Source organism: Hominibacterium faecale, assembly GCF_020734085.1.
Classification (GTDB): domain Bacteria; phylum Bacillota; class Clostridia; order Peptostreptococcales; family Anaerovoracaceae; genus Hominibacterium; species Hominibacterium faecale.
The window spans coordinates 113,373-131,927 of the sequence record NZ_JAJAGH010000008.1 but is presented as its reverse complement, the minus strand read 5'-3'; the positions used below and the strand labels follow the sequence as shown (position 1 = coordinate 131,927).

The 18,555-nt window shown below is 48.0% G+C and carries 22 protein-coding genes; 3 read left to right on the top strand and 19 right to left on the bottom strand.

The features are described from left to right. Positions 1 to 108: 108 nt before the first annotated feature. From LG211_RS11995 to LG211_RS11970, 6 genes are all read right to left on the bottom strand, one after another. Positions 109 to 738: a CatB-related O-acetyltransferase gene (locus LG211_RS11995; RefSeq protein WP_227755338.1), complete on the bottom strand. Its 630-nt coding sequence runs from the start codon at positions 736 to 738 to the stop codon at positions 109 to 111. 131 nt (positions 739 to 869) lie between these two features. Then, on the bottom strand, positions 870 to 1,253 hold the full coding sequence (locus LG211_RS11990; protein ID WP_253019811.1) for a helix-turn-helix domain-containing protein: 384 nt from the start codon (positions 1,251 to 1,253) through the stop codon (positions 870 to 872). A 108-nt stretch (positions 1,254 to 1,361) separates the two neighbouring features. Then, entirely contained in the window at positions 1,362 to 2,384 is a 1,023-nt protein-coding gene (locus LG211_RS11985; protein WP_269477599.1) for a GNAT family N-acetyltransferase, read from the bottom strand. Between the two features lie 71 nt (positions 2,385 to 2,455). After that, positions 2,456 to 3,043: a flavodoxin family protein gene (locus LG211_RS11980; RefSeq protein WP_269477598.1), complete on the bottom strand. Its 588-nt coding sequence runs from the start codon at positions 3,041 to 3,043 to the stop codon at positions 2,456 to 2,458. Between the two features lie 64 nt (positions 3,044 to 3,107). Then, positions 3,108 to 3,734, bottom strand: coding sequence for a sugar O-acetyltransferase (locus LG211_RS11975; RefSeq protein WP_269477597.1), 627 nt, complete (start codon positions 3,732 to 3,734; stop codon positions 3,108 to 3,110). Between the two features lie 30 nt (positions 3,735 to 3,764). Further along, positions 3,765 to 4,583 (bottom strand): MerR family transcriptional regulator, encoded by an 819-nt coding sequence (locus tag LG211_RS11970; RefSeq protein ID WP_148395882.1) that lies wholly within the window; start codon positions 4,581 to 4,583, stop codon positions 3,765 to 3,767. A gap of 120 nt (positions 4,584 to 4,703) precedes the next feature. Between LG211_RS11970 and LG211_RS11965 the strand changes: the two genes are divergently transcribed. Beyond that, positions 4,704 to 5,336, top strand: coding sequence for a GNAT family N-acetyltransferase (locus LG211_RS11965; RefSeq protein ID WP_227755342.1), 633 nt, complete (start codon positions 4,704 to 4,706; stop codon positions 5,334 to 5,336). 24 nt (positions 5,337 to 5,360) lie between these two features. Here the strand turns inward: LG211_RS11965 and LG211_RS11960 are convergent, their stop codons facing one another. From LG211_RS11960 to LG211_RS11945, 4 genes are read right to left on the bottom strand one after another with little or no spacing between them, the layout of a single operon-like run. Beyond that, a complete protein-coding gene (locus tag LG211_RS11960) occupies positions 5,361 to 6,080 on the bottom strand; it encodes a DNA alkylation repair protein (protein WP_148395884.1) in 720 nt (239 codons plus the stop codon). 33 nt (positions 6,081 to 6,113) lie between these two features. Further along, a complete protein-coding gene (locus tag LG211_RS11955; protein ID WP_269477596.1) occupies positions 6,114 to 6,977 on the bottom strand; it encodes an alpha/beta fold hydrolase in 864 nt (287 codons plus the stop codon). Next, positions 6,974 to 7,339 (bottom strand): MmcQ/YjbR family DNA-binding protein, encoded by a 366-nt coding sequence (locus tag LG211_RS11950; RefSeq protein WP_269477595.1) that lies wholly within the window; start codon positions 7,337 to 7,339, stop codon positions 6,974 to 6,976. The genes LG211_RS11955 and LG211_RS11950 overlap by 4 nt, the downstream gene beginning before the upstream one ends. A 26-nt stretch (positions 7,340 to 7,365) precedes the next feature. Beyond that, entirely contained in the window at positions 7,366 to 7,839 is a 474-nt protein-coding gene (locus tag LG211_RS11945; RefSeq protein WP_269477594.1) for a GNAT family N-acetyltransferase, read from the bottom strand. A 615-nt stretch (positions 7,840 to 8,454) separates the two neighbouring features. Between LG211_RS11945 and LG211_RS11940 the strand changes: the two genes are divergently transcribed. Continuing rightward, complete coding sequence (locus tag LG211_RS11940) at positions 8,455 to 9,726, top strand: ATP-binding protein (RefSeq protein ID WP_269477593.1); 1,272 nt, start codon at positions 8,455 to 8,457, stop codon at positions 9,724 to 9,726. Between the two features lie 19 nt (positions 9,727 to 9,745). Here the strand turns inward: LG211_RS11940 and LG211_RS11935 are convergent, their stop codons facing one another. The 9 genes from LG211_RS11935 to LG211_RS11890 all read right to left on the bottom strand — a co-directional run bounded on the left by LG211_RS11935 (position 9,746) and on the right by LG211_RS11890 (position 17,679). Beyond that, positions 9,746 to 10,603: an ABC transporter permease gene (locus tag LG211_RS11935; protein WP_269477592.1), complete on the bottom strand. Its 858-nt coding sequence runs from the start codon at positions 10,601 to 10,603 to the stop codon at positions 9,746 to 9,748. Continuing rightward, the gene (locus tag LG211_RS11930; RefSeq protein WP_148395890.1) at positions 10,600 to 11,514 is read right to left on the bottom strand and encodes an ABC transporter ATP-binding protein; all 915 of its coding nucleotides are present in this window, start codon (positions 11,512 to 11,514) and stop codon (positions 10,600 to 10,602) included. The genes LG211_RS11935 and LG211_RS11930 overlap by 4 nt, the downstream gene beginning before the upstream one ends. Then, positions 11,498 to 11,926, bottom strand: coding sequence for a DUF3021 family protein (locus LG211_RS11925; protein ID WP_227755347.1), 429 nt, complete (start codon positions 11,924 to 11,926; stop codon positions 11,498 to 11,500). The genes LG211_RS11930 and LG211_RS11925 overlap by 17 nt, the downstream gene beginning before the upstream one ends. Before the next feature lie 13 nt (positions 11,927 to 11,939). Then, complete coding sequence (locus LG211_RS11920) at positions 11,940 to 12,380, bottom strand: LytTR family DNA-binding domain-containing protein (protein ID WP_227755348.1); 441 nt, start codon at positions 12,378 to 12,380, stop codon at positions 11,940 to 11,942. 107 nt (positions 12,381 to 12,487) lie between these two features. Further along, a complete protein-coding gene (locus LG211_RS11915; RefSeq protein WP_148395893.1) occupies positions 12,488 to 13,276 on the bottom strand; it encodes a GNAT family N-acetyltransferase in 789 nt (262 codons plus the stop codon). Between the two features lie 99 nt (positions 13,277 to 13,375). Beyond that, on the bottom strand, positions 13,376 to 14,122 hold the full coding sequence (locus LG211_RS20155) for a GNAT family N-acetyltransferase (protein ID WP_415270811.1): 747 nt from the start codon (positions 14,120 to 14,122) through the stop codon (positions 13,376 to 13,378). 81 nt (positions 14,123 to 14,203) lie between these two features. Further along, positions 14,204 to 14,716: an immunoglobulin-like domain-containing protein gene (locus LG211_RS11900; RefSeq protein ID WP_253019819.1), complete on the bottom strand. Its 513-nt coding sequence runs from the start codon at positions 14,714 to 14,716 to the stop codon at positions 14,204 to 14,206. A 109-nt stretch (positions 14,717 to 14,825) separates the two neighbouring features. Then, positions 14,826 to 16,934 carry an FtsX-like permease family protein gene (locus tag LG211_RS11895; protein ID WP_269477591.1) on the bottom strand — a complete coding sequence of 703 codons (2,109 nt, stop codon included), beginning with the start codon at positions 16,932 to 16,934 and terminating at the stop codon, positions 14,826 to 14,828. Beyond that, positions 16,921 to 17,679, bottom strand: coding sequence for an ABC transporter ATP-binding protein (locus tag LG211_RS11890; protein ID WP_148395896.1), 759 nt, complete (start codon positions 17,677 to 17,679; stop codon positions 16,921 to 16,923). Before LG211_RS11890 ends, LG211_RS11895 begins: the two co-directional genes overlap by 14 nt. 166 nt (positions 17,680 to 17,845) lie before the next feature. Here LG211_RS11890 and LG211_RS11885 point away from each other — a divergent pair, with 166 nt between their 5' ends. Continuing rightward, complete coding sequence (locus LG211_RS11885) at positions 17,846 to 18,547, top strand: LytR/AlgR family response regulator transcription factor (protein ID WP_148395897.1); 702 nt, start codon at positions 17,846 to 17,848, stop codon at positions 18,545 to 18,547. Positions 18,548 to 18,555 lie beyond the last annotated feature (8 nt).

The window sequence follows — 18,555 nt, the reverse complement described above, 5'->3', positions numbered from 1 at the left end:
CTCGGCACTCACTTTTCAATCCGATGACCGCTCCGCTTTGCTGCCTTTTATAGCGAACCAGGTCCAGTCTGAGGCAGATAACACAAAACGGCAGCTTTCGCCCTCTGATCACCTCAATTGTTCAATGCAGCCGGATTGAACCGCATCGAGATTTCGGGCAATTTTTTCTTTCGGCCAGTCCCACCATTTGGCGGCGGTCAAAGAAGCGATCGTTTTATCGTCGAACCGTTTTCGAATCGGTTTTGCCGGCACTCCTCCTACAATGGTATAGGGCGGCACATCCCTGGTTACCAGCGACCGGGTTCCGATAATGGCTCCGTTTCCTATGGTAATGCCGGATAACACCGCAGCCTCATAGCCGATCCAAACATCATTTCCAACTACAATATCGCCTTTGCGATCCCAGGCAGTTGTCACATCTTTACGATCCAGGTTCCACTCTTCAAAGAACAGCGGGAATGGATATGTGGATAGTGACGACATAGTATGATTGGCGCTGGTAAAAAGAAACTTTGCACCACAAGCTATTGAACAGAATTTGCCAATGACCAGCCGGTCATGGTTGATTGGGTAATGATACAGTACGTTGTTTTGTTCAAACAGCCTCGGATCATTGACAAAATCGTTATACATGGTATAATCTCCCACTAAGATATTGGGGTTTGTAATCACATTTTTCAAATAAACGGTTTCGTGATCCCCAGTGCGGGGATAAATCATTTTCTCTGGAATAGTCATTTTCCTTCCTCCTTGTTAAACTATCGAATCAAGCCAACTATTCCAGATAAAACAATGCAGCGTTTCACCCAAACCACCGTCCTTTCCTTTGCTTAACTGCAAATGATTGATAAGCGCCGATCAAACCACGCCTATCTTTTTTTCAGCAATGTCCCCAGATATCCTGCGGCATAACCGATCACGCCCCCGCCCAGTCCCCATGCTCCCATAATTTTAACATCCAGGGAATCCTGCAAGAACCAGCTCATCAACAGGCCGACTGTTATTCCGGCAGAAGCTGTAATCCAACAGCTGCTCTCGTCAGACATCTCCAGTTCCTCTTCCTCCCTCATCAGGGAATCCAGCGTTACATCAAAAAGATCGGAAATGGCGATTAAATTTTGAATATCCGGCAGCCCTTTACCGCTCTCCCATTTTGTGATCGCCTGCCGCGAAACATTGAGCGCCTCTGCCAGCTCTTCCTGAGAATATCCGTTTTTTGTCCTCAGGCTTTTTAGTTTTTCTGCAAATGTCATACTTATCACCTCTTGCAAAGGATAACAAAATCCGCCTAAAATGTCTGCTACGCTCTTTACCCATACTGCTACCAATGGTAGCATCATCTAATTCCAACGCTTTTACTCCTAAATTTTCAGGTAAAAATCCTCTACATCCCAGGTCTTGCCGCCCCGCTCAAATCCGTTTTCTCGTACAACGGATGACTTGAATCCGAGTTTTTCTAAAATTTTTACGCTGGCTGTGTTTTCTGTCACCACATCCCCATAGATCGTTGAGCCGGGATAATTGGCCCGCATATAGGCGATCATCCAGCCCGCGCTCTTACCGCCGATTCCTTTATTCCAAAAGCAGCGATTAATCTGATAGAAAAAGCCGAACTCGTTTTTCCGAATCAACGGACACCCTGCCATACCGCAAATTTCATCGGCATAGAAGAGTGTAAAAATCGTCGGGCAGGTCAAATCTTTCTGATTGTCCAAAAAGACAGCCAACCTTTGTTCCCCTTCCTTTGGACTGCACGGCGCTTTGATATTGGTATAGCGAATCAATGCCTCGTCCGTCCACAGGGCAGTCAGTCCGCCCAGATGTTCTGCGGCAATTGGCTCACAGCGCAGACCAGTTTTCCTTCCACTGTCTGGCCTTCCCGGCCTTTCTTGGTTCAGATCAAACTGCATGACATAATCATCCATGATAAACCCGCGGCCAATGTGTGTTTTTTCTTCCCCTGCTTTTCTGAATCCCATATGCTCATAAGCTGCGATCGCCGGATTGTTCCGATTGACATTGAGGAGGATGGAGGAATATCCACATTTCAAAGTCTCGTCAACGAGGAAGTCCATCATGCCGCTGGCATGACCCTTGCCTCGTTCTGCTTTGTCCAGATAAAATTTACTCAGATACATCCTACCATCACGGGGATAAAAAGCAAGAAATCCGATGTTCCGATTGTCCTTCCTTACAAAATAGTAATTGGCGCCTTCCTCGATCTGCCTGCTTATTGAAGATGGAGATTGAAATTTTTCAATCATGTACTCGTTCTGCGTTTCACCGATGATCGGGGTAAAGTAATCTCTGACGATCCTGACCGCCAGGCGAGATAAAGCTTGTATTTGTTCCGCATCCTTAGAAAGAACCGGGATAAACTCCATGTTCAAATCCTCCTCTTATGCTTTTTATATGGCGGTTCTAGCGCCAGAATAAGAAAAACCTATCGCAATCTTTATTCCTGATCCAAGGCGACACATAATCTGGCAGCAAATTCTCTTGCACGCCGTTCTTTTCCTTCATCCATGAACACCGTCTCATAGCCCATATGGCGTTCCGCCAGCATCCCTTTATAGATGAGCTGGGAGTGTTTGCAATAGCGTTTGATGCCTTCCTCCAAAAGATCCGCGCCTTTTTCCGGCGGGTAACCGCAAGTGGTAATGAGGGCGACCCGTTTCCCCTTCCAAAGAGAAGGGCCCTTCTTATCGCCGTAATACTTATTCAGCCCGTATACCATCCGATCCAAAAGCGCTTTCATCGGCGGCGTGCAATACCAGGAATAAACCGGTGTGGCCAGAACGATCATATCGCATGCCAATAGTTTTTGGGCCACCTGCTGGCCGTCGTCATCAAAGGAACAGTTAAAGCCGGACCAGTCTTGCTGGCAGTTTCTACAGGCGATGCAGGGTTTGATCTCCAGATCGTAAAGCCGGATCACCTCACTCTCATACCCGCAGGCATCAAGCTCTTCCATAAATGGCTTGAGCAGGGCGGCAGTATTGCCATGCTTTCGCGGGCTGCCCATTAAAATGCAAACGTTCATAACATCCTCCATTTCTATAGCTCCTTATAGCGGCAATCGATTCTTTTGCCAACGGCCGTCACCATCATTTTGACGGCCTATCCTCAGGCAGAAAGAGATGGGCCTTGCTGTCTTTTTCTGTAATCGGGCGTATCGGTCTGCAAGGATTTCCGTAGGCCAGATAATGGTCCGGAATATCCTTTGTCACCACGCTTCCCGCGCCAATGACCACATGGTCGCCGATATGTACGCCGCCGATGACCACTGTGTTACAGGCAATCCATACGTTGTTTCCGATATGGATGTCTTCCGCGTATTCCGCCATGGTGGTATTCCCGTTTTCATCAATTCCCATCCGCTCATCCGCGATCAGAGGATGGTTGGTGGCCATCAGCGAAACATTGGGACCAAAGCACACATTGTCGCCGATGTAAATACGGGCATCATCCATAATGGTCAAGTTGAAGTTGGCAAAGAAATTTTCTCCAATAAAGGTATGGCATCCATAGTTGATCTGGATCGGGCCCTGAAAATAGTAAGTGTCTCCGATATTGCCAATGATTTCTTTAATGATGGCAGCTCGGTCAGAATCGTATTCATCCATCTCATTGTAGCGCTTGCACGCCTGATGAGCTTTATGTTTGAGGTCTTTCAGTTCTTTTTTACGGGGATCGAACATCCATCCGCCAAAGATTTTTTCTTCTTCCTTCATGAAACGGCTCCTTTCTTTAATTGACAAGGTTTATTCCATTATAGGGATTTCAATTTGCGTAATATAGTCATCGATGGTATCAATAACGATCTCGTTGATACCTCGTTCATAAGCATAGCCGCGCAGGGTCAATCCGTGGTCCTTTGCATATTGAAGGATTTCCTGATATCGGACAGGCAGCTTCTCCCAGCTGCCTTTACAGAAAGCTTTCAGATACCGCCCTTTCGGCTGAACATGAAGCCCTTTTCCAGTTCCAGGATCCGGCAGATTGATGAAAAAGGCAAAGTAATCGTCGAAGTTTCCCTGGTAGAGCTTTTCAACCTCGATCATCGAACCATACTGAGCATCATGGAGACGCTGGAAGGAATATTTTTTTGCTTCCTCGATTACCCGTTTAATCTCCGCTTCTAAAGGTGTTCCTTTCTCCATATGAACAACCGCCAGACAGGAGGCTTTCTTTTCAATGATGCTGATCTCAGACAAATCCAGATCCACCAGCCGGGACATGGTTTCTTGCCGGTCCGTCAAAGTTTTTCGCATAGCCTTCATATGGGCAATGGTCTGATCCAGCTCGGCAATTTTTTCCGCGAAAAGATCCCGCAGCGCAGCAGCCGAACGGGCATTGATGAATTCCCTGATCTCTGGAATCGAGACGTCCAGCTTGCGCAGCATGAGAATGGTTTCTAGCGTAGTACTCTGATCGTAGGTGTAGCAGCGGTAACCGTTTTCCTTGATAACCGCAGGCTTGAAAATACCCACTTCATCGTACCACATGAGCGTTTTTTTATTGATCTGATGCAGGTCGGCGAACTGGCCGATTGTAAACAACGTATTTTTTTGATTTGACATTTTTTCATTTCCCTCTTGACCGTACAGTAGCTGTATGGATTATTCTGGTTTTACAGCATACGGCGGCCGCTTTTTATGCTTCCTAAGCTTTAAGTTAAATATACAGGAGGAAATCAAAACATGTCAAATTCTGTTCTTTTAAGAGAATTTCAAAATCAGGATCGCAAAGCCCTGGAGAAAATCATCAGTAAAACCTGGAATTACGAAGAATTTTGCGGCCCCAAGGCAGCGGCAAAGCTAGCGAGGGTTTATTTGAACAGCTGTCTGATCCAGCAGACGTTCACCCGGGTCGCCCTCATCGACCATGTTCCTGTGGGGATTATTATGGGCAAAAATACGGCTGCCTGCAAATGTCCGCTGCCGCAGAAGGTACGCTGGCTGTTTTCCATCGTTTCGCTGATGCTGTGCAAAGAAGGCCGCAAAGCCAGCAAGCTCTTTAAAAATGTAACCCAGATCGATCAAGCATTGTTAGACAGCACTGGCAAAGCCTACCCTGGAGAAGTCGCTTTTTTTGCCGTAGATGAAACCCATCGTGGAAAAGGAGTCGGAAGGCAGTTATTCCAATCCTTACTTGCCTACATGGAAGAGGAAAAACTCCATGAATTCTATTTGTTCACCGACACCAGCTGCAATTACCAGTTTTATGAGCATCAGGGCATGAAACGGCGCGGCCGGCAGGATGCCGCGTACACCATTAAAGGACGGGAGGTCCGTATGTCCTACTTTCTCTATGAATACGCCGCCCGGACCTGATAATATCCCCTTTTCCTTACGGCATCAGCTGCGGCTGGTTTTCCCCATCTGTGACTTGGAGGAAATCAGCCTGCTGCGCCCCTCTACTTTCACTAAGTTTTCCAGTTCCTTCAGCGCGTCTTTCCCGATCCAGACCTGCGCTTTACCGCCGCTTTCTTTTAATTCGTGGGCCAGCAGCAGCGCTTTTTCGTTGTAATCAAAATCTCGCTTTCCAATTTCTCTCAGTGCCCACGAGACCGCTTTTTTTACATGATCCCGTTCATCGGCGGAATGCTCCCTAATTAGCTGCAAGTAGTTATCCAGCACGTCCTCGCTGAGCTTCTTTTCGTGAATAGCCGCAGAAGCAATCAAGGTAAAGGCGGCCCGCTTTTCGTATGTCATCTCTGATTCTGCCCACTCCGGAATCAAGCTCTCATATCCCTTTATTCTGATGATTAAGTTCTTGCACAGATGATCGCAGAGATCCCAGGAGATCACATCCTGCATCAAAGCTTTCACCTCTTCCATGGTGGTTTTCTTTTTATCAAAGAGGAGCGCGGCTAAAAGCTTTGCCTCATGATAACCGGTTTCCCATAGCTCACGGGCCAGTTCATTGGATTTTTCTATGGATTTCGCCAGCTTGCGGATATCTCCCGTCGAAACGCCGATGCTGTTTTCCTCCGGAATTCCCAGCTTTACCACATTGGCCTTGTGCTTTTCCGAAGCCAGCTCCTGCAGCTTGGTTATGATTTCCTGGGTGTTCATTTTGTTTGCTCCCTTCTATATCTTTTTGGCGCCTTAACTCAATAAAAACTTTAAGATCTGATTTTTTTCTTCATCTGTTAATTCATGAATGTGCCCTCTTCCAGCCAGCAAATAGGTCTGGCACTGCTTCCAGACCTTCTTCGCCTGGCGGATCACCTGGTTTCCCGGAAACAAACAATCCTTCTCCGCCGCCATAATCAATACCGGATTTTTAAATCTTTTCAGGTGCTCCTCACTTTCGTCTTTTGGCATGCCGGTTTTAATCTTAGCATTATCGATGCTGCAGCGGGCAGTCGCCAGGATATCGTCGGAAATGTTTTCTCTGGTAACGGCCATGGGCAACAGACATTTGATAAACCACTCTTCTTTATGGGTGATCCAATACAGAATCATCGGCAGCAGCATGCTCATGCTTTTATAGGCCGGAGCATTCTTAATGGCAGAAGGTACCACCAGCGCGCTTCGCTCAACTTTTTCCGGAGAAACGCACATGGTCTTTACCAGTACTCCTGCTCCAAAAGAACCGCCAAAGCAGGCAATTTTCTCAAACCCGAGCTGGGTGATCACTTGGCTGGCCCATCTGCCGTAATCCTGGTTTGCTGGGGACAGACAGGTTTCTGCGCTTTTGCCTGGATGGCCGATGGTGTCCACTGCGTAAATATGAAAGTTGTCCAGCAGAAATTGGCAGTATTTCAGATTGTATGCAGTTGTCGCATTGCCCCCGTGAAAAAGCAGCAGCGGCTTTGCGGAAAAATCACCCGTTTCAATTAAATGGGTTTTTCCAAAGGATGTCTCGACATACAGGTCTTTATAAGAGCGATTCAGCTCCTGCAGCTGGGCGTCGTATAGGTCCAGCACCGCTTTCCTGGCGATCTCGTTTCGATATATGGATTTCATTTCTTCCCATACCTCGTCAAATCGTAACTTAGATCAATGAGATCAAAAATTTCACCCTCTGAAACCGGCCCGGCAAGCAGCACGGTGATCCAATGTTCTTTGTTCATATGGTAAGCCGGAAAAAATCCCTCCTGACTGCGTAAGGTGCCAATTAGAAAAGGATCGCATTTTAAGTTTATGACCTCCACATTCCCAGCCTTCTCAATGCCCAGCGCATCGGCAGGCAGATTCATAACCAGGCCGTACCATTTTCGGCTGTTCCTGTGGCGGAGCACCGCATACTCCGGCGATTTGGCCCATGGGTAGTCCGGTTCTGTTCCATAAGTTTCTCTTATATATGCAAATATCTGTTCGCGTTTCATATTTTCACCAGCTTTCTCTCATCCTTTTATGCCAGCGATACGTCCCATCCGCAGCAGTCCGCCTCATACATGCGTATCAGCTCGCCTTCCTCGCAGCGAACCATCGTCAGAAATTCCCACCCGCATCGTTCATAGAATTCCATATGATCCGTAATCAAATAGACCTTTGAAACTCCCATCTCCCCAAGGTCCTTTCGGAGGAAATCCAAAATTGACCTGGCGATTCCTTGGCAGCGGTAATTCTCTTCAACAAAAAGCGCGCACAGGTTGGGCGTCAAGTCTCTCCTTTCATGGAAATCATTTTCAATGACACCCGCGCCGGCGATAATTCCCTGCTTTTCATCCAGCACAACATACCACTGGGGAATCCCTTGCTGCTGCCGGATGCACAGCTCCATACTTTCCTTATAGGCTTCGACCGGGACTTCCCATTTGCTCGCAAACCAGGCAGCCGCCTGCTCCAGGAGCTTTGGATGATCCCGCAGTCTTTTTAATTTCACAGGACTTTCTCCCTTTTTAACATATTTTATTTTATTATACCACCGATCATTCTTTGCCGCACCTATATCTTGCTGCGACGTAGCTTGCAAGGTATAACATATTGACCAATTGGTACGGCTTCGCCGAGGGGTTCATTATGTTGAATGATGCTCGACGTGGCTCGCATCGTATAGTATTCTAACCATCGGAGCGCGGCGTTGCCGCAAGGTAAAAGAAGCCGGAAAATTTTTATAAGAATTTTCGTTTTTTACGCAATTCCGTGGGTTTGCGGAGACTGATCTTTCCAAAAAGGCCAGAAAACGGAAAACCCTGCTTCAAGGCGAATTTGAGATGGCTCAATCGTTGAAAACAGGGTAAATTTCGTCTATCTTTTTTACTTTTTACGCAAAGAGGCCCATATCCCTCAAACCGGCCGCTTTGCTCCCTCTAGCTTACAATGATACTATTCTAACCATTGGGATACGGCGTTGCCGAGCGGTTGAATATCGTGAAATTTTTTCGTCGTAGCGAAAAAATTATAAGTTCATGCCCGGCGGGTTCGTTTGACGATTTACGCGTTTTATGTTAAAATAAATTTATATTTTAGATTTGCATAAATAAGGGGTAAAAAACACATGGAGAATAAATTTTTTGAAAGAACAATCGAAGATGCGGTCAGAAATGTGAGTGAGACTTTTCCTGTATTACTTTTGACCGGTCCGCGCCAAGTTGGAAAAACAACCTTATTGAAAAAAATGGCGGAAAGGGAACGCCGCATTGTCTCATTGGATGATCCGTCCATAAGGCAGGCGGCCATAGAAGACCCGGCCATGTTTTTGCAGAGGTATGAGCCGCCCGTTCTCATTGATGAGGTCCAATATGCCCCGGAACTGTTTCCGTATATTAAGATGTATGTGGACGCCAATAAAAACTGCGGCGATTTTTGGCTGACCGGTTCCCAGACCTTCCGCATGATGAAAAATGTGACGGAATCCCTGGCAGGAAGAGTGGGCATCCTGGAAATGGAAGGCCTTTCAAATAGCGAGATCAACGGCAGGCGTTATGCTGCCTTTGATGCTGATATTCCCTCGCTGATCAAACGGCTTGACCATGGAAACTCCATGAGCCTGATGGAAGTTTTCGAGCGGATATACAAAGGCTCTATGCCGAGACTTTATGAAAACGAATCGGTGAACAGGGAACATTATTTTGAATCTTATTTGCAGACTTATATAAGCAGAGATATCCGGGATTTATCCCAGGTCGCCGATGAAATGAATTTTTTCCGCTTTCTGAGAGCAGTAGCTGCGCGGACCGCAACCAACGTAAATTATGAGGCTCTGGCGAATGAAGTGGATATTTCTGCGCCGACCGCAAAGCAATGGTTGTCGATCCTGGTTTCTTCCGGGCTGGTGCTTTTCGTGCAGCCATATTTCAATAACGCCCTGAACCGTGTCATCAAAGCTCCTCGGATGTATTTTTTAGATACGGGACTGTGCGCTTACCTGACAGGGTGGAATTCTCCGGAGGTACTGGAAAAGGGTGCTATGAGCGGACAAATTTTTGAAACCTGGGTCGTAGGTGAAATCTATAAAAGTTACTTGAACGCAGGAAAGAAGCCGCCATTGTATTTTTACCGCGATAGTAACCAAAAAGAAATCGACTTGATCCTATATCAGAATGGGATCGTAAATCCGATTGAAATAAAGAAAGCCTCCGCGCCAAAAGGAGCGACAAAGCATTTTTCTGTTCTCAAACCGATTGAAAAAGAACCGGAAAAAGACGATGTCTTCAAAGGGACTTCCCATTTAAAGACGGAAATCGGAACAGGTCTGGTCATTTGCCTGCCATCGGATATCATCCCCATTGATAAGAAAAACTGGTATGTTCCGGCCTGGTTGATTTAAAGGCAATTCCGCGAGCACCTCACACCCGTTTTTTCCGCGAAAGATTGGCTGCCGCCAGTGCGAAAAACAGGATTCCAAAACCGAACAAAACCAGCAGATTCATGCCGCCGGTCAGTTCCTTTTCGCCGAACCAGAAATGAACGCCCAGCATCTCTTCCACCTGCTGGGTCTGGGAAACCGGCACGCCTTCAAAGCTCTGGGCCATAGGCGCTTCCATCATCGTCTGCCGCATCAGCGCAGCCGCATGGGATGTGGGGAACAGCCTAACGATCCACTGCACCCCGTCCGGTAGCACGCCGATGGGCAGATAGATACCGGTAACAAAACCGATCAAGGTCCCAATGATTGTGCTGGCGGTGGAAAAGGCGTTATTACTTTCAAAGAAGGAAGTTATGAAAAAGATCATAGCTGTGTTGGCTAAATCGGCAGCCAGAATCAGCAGCAGCAGCTTGCATAATGCTGAAGTACTCAGCAGCTCTCCGCCCCGGGCCCCAATATAGATCTCTGCGGCAATCAAGGTTACAATTGAAAGAGCAAAGCCGACAATGGCCGCGCTCAGCACATATCCAAGGGCCAGGTCTCTGCGGTGGGTGGGAGAAACATAAAAATCCTTGCTGATCTTCTCCGCCCGATCTCCCACCATGATGCCGAAAGCGCCCATGGTCGTGGTGACAGTAGTCACAGAAAGCAGCCCAGCCATCACCCAGTTATCCATCAGCTGTTTTACATGGGCAAAGCCTTCAAAATCAGACGCCCATGTATCACCTAAAAATAACACGTACAAACCTACGATAATCAGGGAAGACAGCAGTGAAAAGAAAACAGCTGTCCGATCCCGAAAAAATACGAGCAAATTTCTCTTAGTAAAAGTTATCATTCTCTTAGTTCCTTTCCGGTGATCCCAATAAAAGCATCGTCCATTGACCCGGCCGTCACTTCAAAGCTTTCGATGTAAGAACGGCATTTTTCCAAAATCGGCAGCGCATCCACTGTCTTTTTCAGTTTGACTTCCAACTGCCCGGGGCGCTTCGTATGCTCCAGATTCAGGCCGCTCAGAATCCCGGAGACAGCCTCCGGGTCGCCGCAGACCAATTTGAGCCGGTCGGACGCATAGGCGTCGCAAAGCTGTGAGGGCGTTCCTTTGGCTGCGATTTCACCATCATCGATGACAATCACATAATCCGCTCCTGAAGCCTCTTCCATGTAATGGGTCGTTAGAAAGACAGTCATGCCGCTGTCTCTTTGCAACGTTCGTATGGTTTCCCATACCACTTTTCTGGTCTGAGGATCGAGACCTGTGGTGGGTTCGTCCAGAAACAAAATTCTTGGTGTGTTAATCAGCGCTCTGGCAATATCGCAGCGGCGGCGCTGGCCTCCGGATAATTTGCCGTAAGGACGTTTTGCATATTCGTTCACTCCCACGGAAGTCATAGCGCGATCCACCGCCTGATCCAGCGTTCTGCCTTTTAGGCCGTATAACGCGCCACGGCAAACCATATTTTCTCTCACCGACAGACGTCGGTCCAGCAGGCTGTCCTGAAAAACCACGCCGATGGATCTGCGGATGGCGTCATCTTCTTTGCCCAGCGTATGCCCATTTACCAGGACGCTGCCGCTGTCCGGCTTGAGAAAGGTACAGATCATATCGATGGTCGTACTTTTGCCCGCCCCGTTGGGTCCCAGGAAAGCAAAAAGCCTGCCCGTTTCCGCATAAAAGCTGATGCCTTTGACTGCTTCCACAGCTCCATATGCCTTTCGTAAATTTTCCACTTCAATGATGTGCTTCATTTTCTCTCTCCTTGATCTTCTTGTTAATTTTATTGGCGGTACTACTGGTGTGCCAGAGCAATAGAGCCGAGGTGACAAGGAAAACCGCCACAAACACCAGACAGACTTCCAAGATGTATTTTCCTTCCCATGGGAACCAGCCGAATAGCCCTCCTCCCAGACCCAGCACGCAGACTGCCACATCCAGCAGCTTTGTAAACTCTATGGCGAGAACCGACCGGAACCGGATCCTGGAAGTGAAAAAGATCAAGATGCTGATCATCGTAGTGCAGCCGAACACTTCCAGCGCAAACACATTTGTAAAATCCGTCATCAGATCCGCGTCAAAGGACAGGCAGGACAGAATGACCATCACTGTGGTAAACGATATGCAATCGATCAGCACGCAATTTTTTACCGTTACTTTATCCATAAAACCACCCCTTTCAAATTCCAAATTTCTTGCGAAAACCGCTCACATAGTGGCGATTGACTACTTGTTTTTCGCCGTTTTCCAAAGAAGCTTCCAGCCTTCCGCTGAGCATCGGCCGCACGGAGCACAGCTTATCCGTATTGAGAATGGTCGATTTGCTGATGCGGACAAAGGAAGTATCTTGCAGCTCTTTTTCCCATTCATATAATTTCCGCGGGGTCTCATAGACATCCCCTTCCAGATAGAAAAAAGTCTTTTCGTCCACACTTTCGATGTAAAAGATATCCTGCAGCGCCACCTTGTGGGCCGTTCCGCTCTTATATCCCACCGCTGCGCCGGCAAGCATCTCCAACTGCCGCAGCAGCGTCTTTGTCGCCTCATCGTGCTTGCTGCCGCAGCGAACAATCACTTCTGTTTCGCAGAGGGTCTCGGTTTGCTCTATTTTGATCTTCAAGAAAACACCTCCAATCCGCTTTCTTTGGTTATTTTAACGTCCTGCATAAAAAAAGCAAGTACCTGGACGGTATCTTGCTTTTTTTACCGGTAACATGCACACATGTTTCATGATCTGTGCATGTGGATGGTCGTGTATTCTCCTCTATATTCATAGCCCAGCTTCAATGCCATTTTTTTCGAGGCCAGATTTGCAGCATCCCAGCAAGGGCGTATTCCTCTCAGGGAACATTCTTTGACTAAAGCAGCCGCGCAGCAAAGTGCCAGCCCTTTTCTCCGATAATTTTCCCGGGTTGCCACCTGGATCTCCGCGCCTCCATCGTATACCGTCATGGTAGATGCTGCCGAAACCAATTTCCCTTTATCAACCGCGGCAAATCCAAGCCCGCGTTCCAGGAAATCTTTGGCAGATGAAAAGGTCTCACAAAATTCCCGGGACCAGGGTTCCGCCATAGCCTGCGCATACAGGTTTTCATCAAAGGGTATCAGAGAGAATCCCGGCGGCAAGGAATCCGCATAGCGCTGAAGCTTTGTCAAATCAAAAATATAATCCTTTTGTACGATTCCATACCGGGCTACCGGTTCAGGGTGATTGACATCGCAGGCCAGCAAGAGCGTCTCCCAGCCCGGCTGATCATCATCGAAGATAGCCACACTGCTCTGCGCTTGGCAAACCCGAAAAAAATGCCGAACTAGATAGGCGGCGTCCTCCGAGTTGGGATTTCCTCCAAAAAAGCTGTATTCACCGCTGATGATTAGTGCGGCTTTAGGATTTGTCCATGATGCTAGATACGCTTTTCCCATATATCCCTGCAGGCAAGCAATGACCATAGAATCTTCTATTCCGCTGAACATCGGTGCAATTTGATCCAGATCTTCTTTTTTCACTTCAATCATAAAAACCTCCTTTTTTGTAGATGCATACTTTATTATACAGGCTTAACGAAAGCTATAGAAGATCTTTCGCGATCGAAAAGGTTTCCCTGGCTGCGGCCTCTATCTCCGCCGATGAGCTGTGATAATCGTACAACTTCGGGCATTTACGGTAATAATGCAGCCTTCCGTCTGAGCATACCAGTTCTTTCCCTTTCTGGAAACTGCAGTCCCTGGGGCAGTAATCTTGTCTTTGCACCAGCCGACCACATCTTCCTCTGCTGCAAGAGAAAGATTGCTTCTGATTCGCGTTGCTCCCAGCTCGGTGGTATGTAAACGCCCCAAATTCCCGATCAATTCCTGCTTCGCAGCTTTTGGTCCCCAGGTTTCTTTTTGGGAGCCAGGCTGCTTGCTCAGCTTTTTTTCCATGATTTCGTAGACCAGCACAGCGCTGTTTCCAACGGTCTGAATTTTATGTTCAATGGTCTGATATCCCCTGTGTTCATACATGCAGCAGGCCGGAAGAGAGGCATCCAGCCGAACCACTCCATATTGTTTGCCGATTTCTTTCTCCAGGCATTCCATAATATGGCTCCCATATCCCCGGCCTTGATAGGCTGGGGCGACATAAACTCTTGTAATATGATTACCCTGGCGGCTTCCGGTCCCCAATAGCTGCTGGTCATCAGAAAGAAGGATGCCAGTACGGCCCTTTTCTATGTCCCCGCAGATTGCCTTCCGATCATGCAGGCTGCAAAAGAAAGACACCACTTCTTTTGGATAGTATTTGGGATAAATGGTTTTAATCGTCTCCTGCACAAGCTGGTAAACCGCTTCCATATGCTTTTTTTCCGCCTTCATGTAATCCATGTTATCACCTCAAATCGAATCGCTGCACTGGTTATCTGCACTAGTTTACCATACCTTGAGGCTTTCTATCAAATCTTACATTTATTGAAGCTCAAATTCACAGGACAAATTGTACTGTTTATAATCCCAATCCCGCTCATGGACGAACCAGTAAAAGCTCTTGATCAACCGGTAACGGCCCGGCGGCAGATCGTTTCCATAGTATGCGCTGATGTCTTGTTCCAGCCGCTTCTCCTGCCCCGGGGCGAGGTACAAATCCTTTGACGGTTCCGGCGTATCGGCAAGCTGGGTCAGCTGATACCATATCCCATCTTCTTCCACCTCCAATTCAAAGTATTCGGCATAACGATACTCCTTTTGCGAGTAATTTTCCATAATCAGCGTTATCCGGCCCAAATCGGAAGAAGGATACCCTTTCCGATCCGCAGCAAGCTTCACATCCGTCAGTGTATTCAGGTTTTCCTCCGTTCCATACGCTGATACCGGGTATTCCTGGGCATAATCCTCCACATCCGCATTGGGCCGATCCTTTTGCTGGGAACATCCCGCCAATATCACCAGTATAAAGGCCATCAATACAATCCATTTTTTCATCACATTCCCGCTTGCTAGTGTAGTGTCCAAACACCAACCGGACACTACACTAGCAAGCGGACAGCTTCACTATCTTTAGAAACTGCCCGCCCACAATTCAACACACACGTTACAAAATAATTTTCATCACCCGTTTCAGCGAAAAACGGTACATGATAAACTGATAAAGCCCCATCACCGCGCAGGTGACCAGATCGACTCCCAGAGCAGCCCATTCATCGGGGAGGAACCGCGAATCATTCTGCCAGAGCAGCAGCACATAGTAGCCAAACATGAGGCCACTCCCGACAATGGTCGGCAGCACAAAGAGCTTTTTCAGCTGGGAAACCACCAGTTTTCGGATATAACCGTGATCGGCTCCCAGTTTGCGCAGATCGTCGAAAACCTGCTTATTGGCAATCCCCACATTCATGCTTCTGGTATAAGCGATAATCCCCACTGCCGCCATACAAATGACCGCCACATAAATGAACAGTAAATAATAGAGGATAAAACTGGAAAAGATATTTTTCAGGTTGAGGATTTTAAAATTGGGGGCATATTTCCATCCCAGATCCACCTCAGAATGTTCCGGACGCAGTTGGACTTGACTATCATAGCCATAGGTTTTCCCGGCTGCCAGCGCCTCCTGCTTCTGAAATTCATCGTAACTGCTGAGCACCTTCATTTCGTCGGAAGCCCTCAGACAATACTCCTTGAAAAGAGCCTTGGCAAATTCGTAAGAATCCTCCAGCTCGCCCGCATCAAAGAGAATTTGTCTGGTTATCAGTTCATCGGACAAGCCTCGTTTCAATTTGGAAAAATCATTGTCATTTAAAACAAACCTTCCATTGACCGTAAATCCATCATTCTGCACCAATCCCTGATAATCCGCCGTGCCGCCGTCTTTCAAGTTCATAGTAAGGCCTGTCACCGTATTCTTTACATGATCCAGGTCGCCAAAACGATTCCAGATGGTTTCCTCGGCATTGGGCCTTTTGATCTGCTTGTAGGTTCCCCGGTCCACGGTTATTTCGCTGCCTGTGAGACGGTTATAGGCTTTGGCGCTGATAAACTCCTGGTAGCAGAACTGCTTTTTATAAATTTCGATCAAATTGCCGGAGCTGTCATAGGATTCCCGTTCAACTCCGCTGGCCAGCAGCCTGATCAGCTCACCCTCCCGGTAATTTTGGATTTCCGCATGATGTTTTCCGGCCAGCTCTTGGATGTCCTCTTTCTTTACTTCATCGACGTTTTTAGGGTAAGCCAAAGCAAAGTCCACCGGGTTATTTTGGTGAAGCATTTTCCCGTTCAAATACTGGGTAGGCCCGTAAAAACAGGCAAAGAGAGTGGCAATGATCAAAAGGGCGATGACCAGCATGTTCCGTACCACGGAAGCCCCTTGGAATTTCATCATTCCATAGGAAATCATATGTTTATAATATTTTTTTGGATTTCTTCCCTTTTTGTGGACGGCCACCGAATAAACCATCAGCATGTACAACCCGATCAGCGCCAGAATGTAAAACAGGTAAGGGATCAGTCCCAGGTTTTTTTCCATCAGCTTGGCCGCGATGACCGGAAGCAGCAATCCGCAGGCAATTCCGATGATCAACAGCGCGCCGCCGATTGCAGCATAACGACCGGTCACCATCTTTTTCAGAGGTTCGCTTTTCCTCTGCTGATTCATAATATCCATTAAATTGCTGCGTTTCATAAAGCGAAAAGCCATGAACATCAGACAAAGCAGCACGACAACGGCAAACAGCAGGCTGGTTCCGACGCCAGTCAACGACAAGGTGCCTTTTTCCACATCGGATACGGCCAGCCCCTTAAAGATTTGCCCGATGAGAACGGCCAGCGCGTTCCCTAAAATCAGCCCGGCCAGAGTACAGAGCCCGGTCAAAAGGGCTACTTCCAAAAGCAGCGCCCGGGACAGCTTTCCCTTCTCCGCCCCCAGAGCGATAAACACGCCGGTTTCCCGGCTCTTGTACCGGAGGAACAGTCCTGCCGCATAAATGGAAAACAGCAGGCAGCCCACCGCGGCCACGGCAAAGATCATGTAAACCTGCTTTCGGGAGTCGCCGCCTTCCGGCAGAACGCTTTGGATCAGCGGGCTGAATATGACCGTGGAGAAAGACCCGATCAGCATCACGGCAAAGGTAACGCAGAAAACAAACTGTGTGTAATTTCCCCTGTTTCTCTTTCGCAGCTTGGAAAACAGATTATTCAACGTCATTGCCTTCACCACCATTCAAAACTTTCAATACGCCCAGCAGCTCCTCCAGAAACGCTCTTCTGCTCCCCCTGCGAACCAGCTCCTGATAAATCCGTCCATCCTTCATGACGATCACCCGGTTGCAATAGCTGGCGGAAAAGCTGTCGTGGGTCACCATGAAGGTGGTGGCGCCAAGATGCTGCTGCGCCGCGAGAAAGGAACCGATCACGGCTTCACTGGAACGGCTGTCCAGGTTGCCCGTCGGCTCATCGGCCAGGATGAGCAGCGGATTGTTCATCAAGGCCCGCGCTACGGCTGTCCGCTGTTTCTGGCCGCCGGAAATCTCCGCCGGAAACTTATTGGCGATATCTTGAATGTCGAAAAGAGAAAGCAGCTTTCTGGCCTTTTTTTCCATGGATTTGTAAGGCTCGTCTTTGATCACCTTGGGTACGCAGATATTTTCAAAAACGGTCAATCCGTCCAGCAGCATGAAGTCCTGGAAAACAAATCCCAGCTGTTCATTGCGTACCCGGGCTAGTCTCCGCTCGTCCAAAGACGCCAAATCCACGCCGTCTAAAAGGACCTCCCCTTTTTCATACGGGATGAAGCAGGAAATGCAGTTGAGCAAAGTCGTCTTACCGCTTCCGGAAGGACCCATGACCGCAACAAATTCTCCTTTCTGTATCTGAAAGGACACGTCCTTCAAGACTTGGTAGGTCGCATCGCCCGTTTGATAACTTTTATACAAGTGTTCCACCTTTAACATATCGTTCCTCCTGATTGTTGTGATAGCTCTATTTTAAGCTATCTGCCCCTTGGGAAGCGATATGGGCGGCTGTCAACTTTGACCTGGATTTTGTAAAGTTTTGCACAGGAAGGCGGAATTGTGCTATGATAATGATCGTCAAACAGTAAAAAGGAAGGACAAAATCATGTTAAAAATTGCCATATGTGATGACGAAAAAGAGCTGCGCCAGGATCTGTCGAAGATCTTATCGCGCAGCCTGGAGCTTCAGGGCGTTTCTTATAAAATCTTTCCATATTCCTGCGGCGAACATCTTCTGGCGCTGGCCGGGGAGCAGGATCCGGATATTCTTTTTCTCGATATTGAAATGGGACAGATGGATGGGATGACGGCGGCCATGGAACTGAGAAAGGCCGGCTGCCGGGCGGTCATCATCTTTATCACCGCTTACCCGGACTATGTGTTTCAAGGCTATGAGGTTCGGGCACTCAACTACATTTTAAAACCATATAAGGAAGAGAAAGTGCTGTCCGTACTTTATCAGGCCATGGAGGAACTGCGGATCAGTGCTGACCAGTATTACACCATCCGGCACAAATCCGGCGCTGCACGGCTGCTGCTCAACGATACCCGCTATTTTTTCAGTGAGCGGCGCACCATTACGGCTGTAACCGGGGCCGGGCCGGTAAGCTTTTACGGAAAGCTGGGGGAGCTGGAACTGGAGCTGCCGGAATTTTTTATCCGCATTCACAACCGGTATCTGGTAAATCTCAGCTTTGTCTCGGCCATCGACGGGAACTCGGTTCTCTGTAAAGACGAAAAGCTGCCGGTCAGTCGCTCCTGTAAGCAGGAGCTGGAAGTATCCTTCGCGAAATATATTTTAAGGTAGGTGTGATA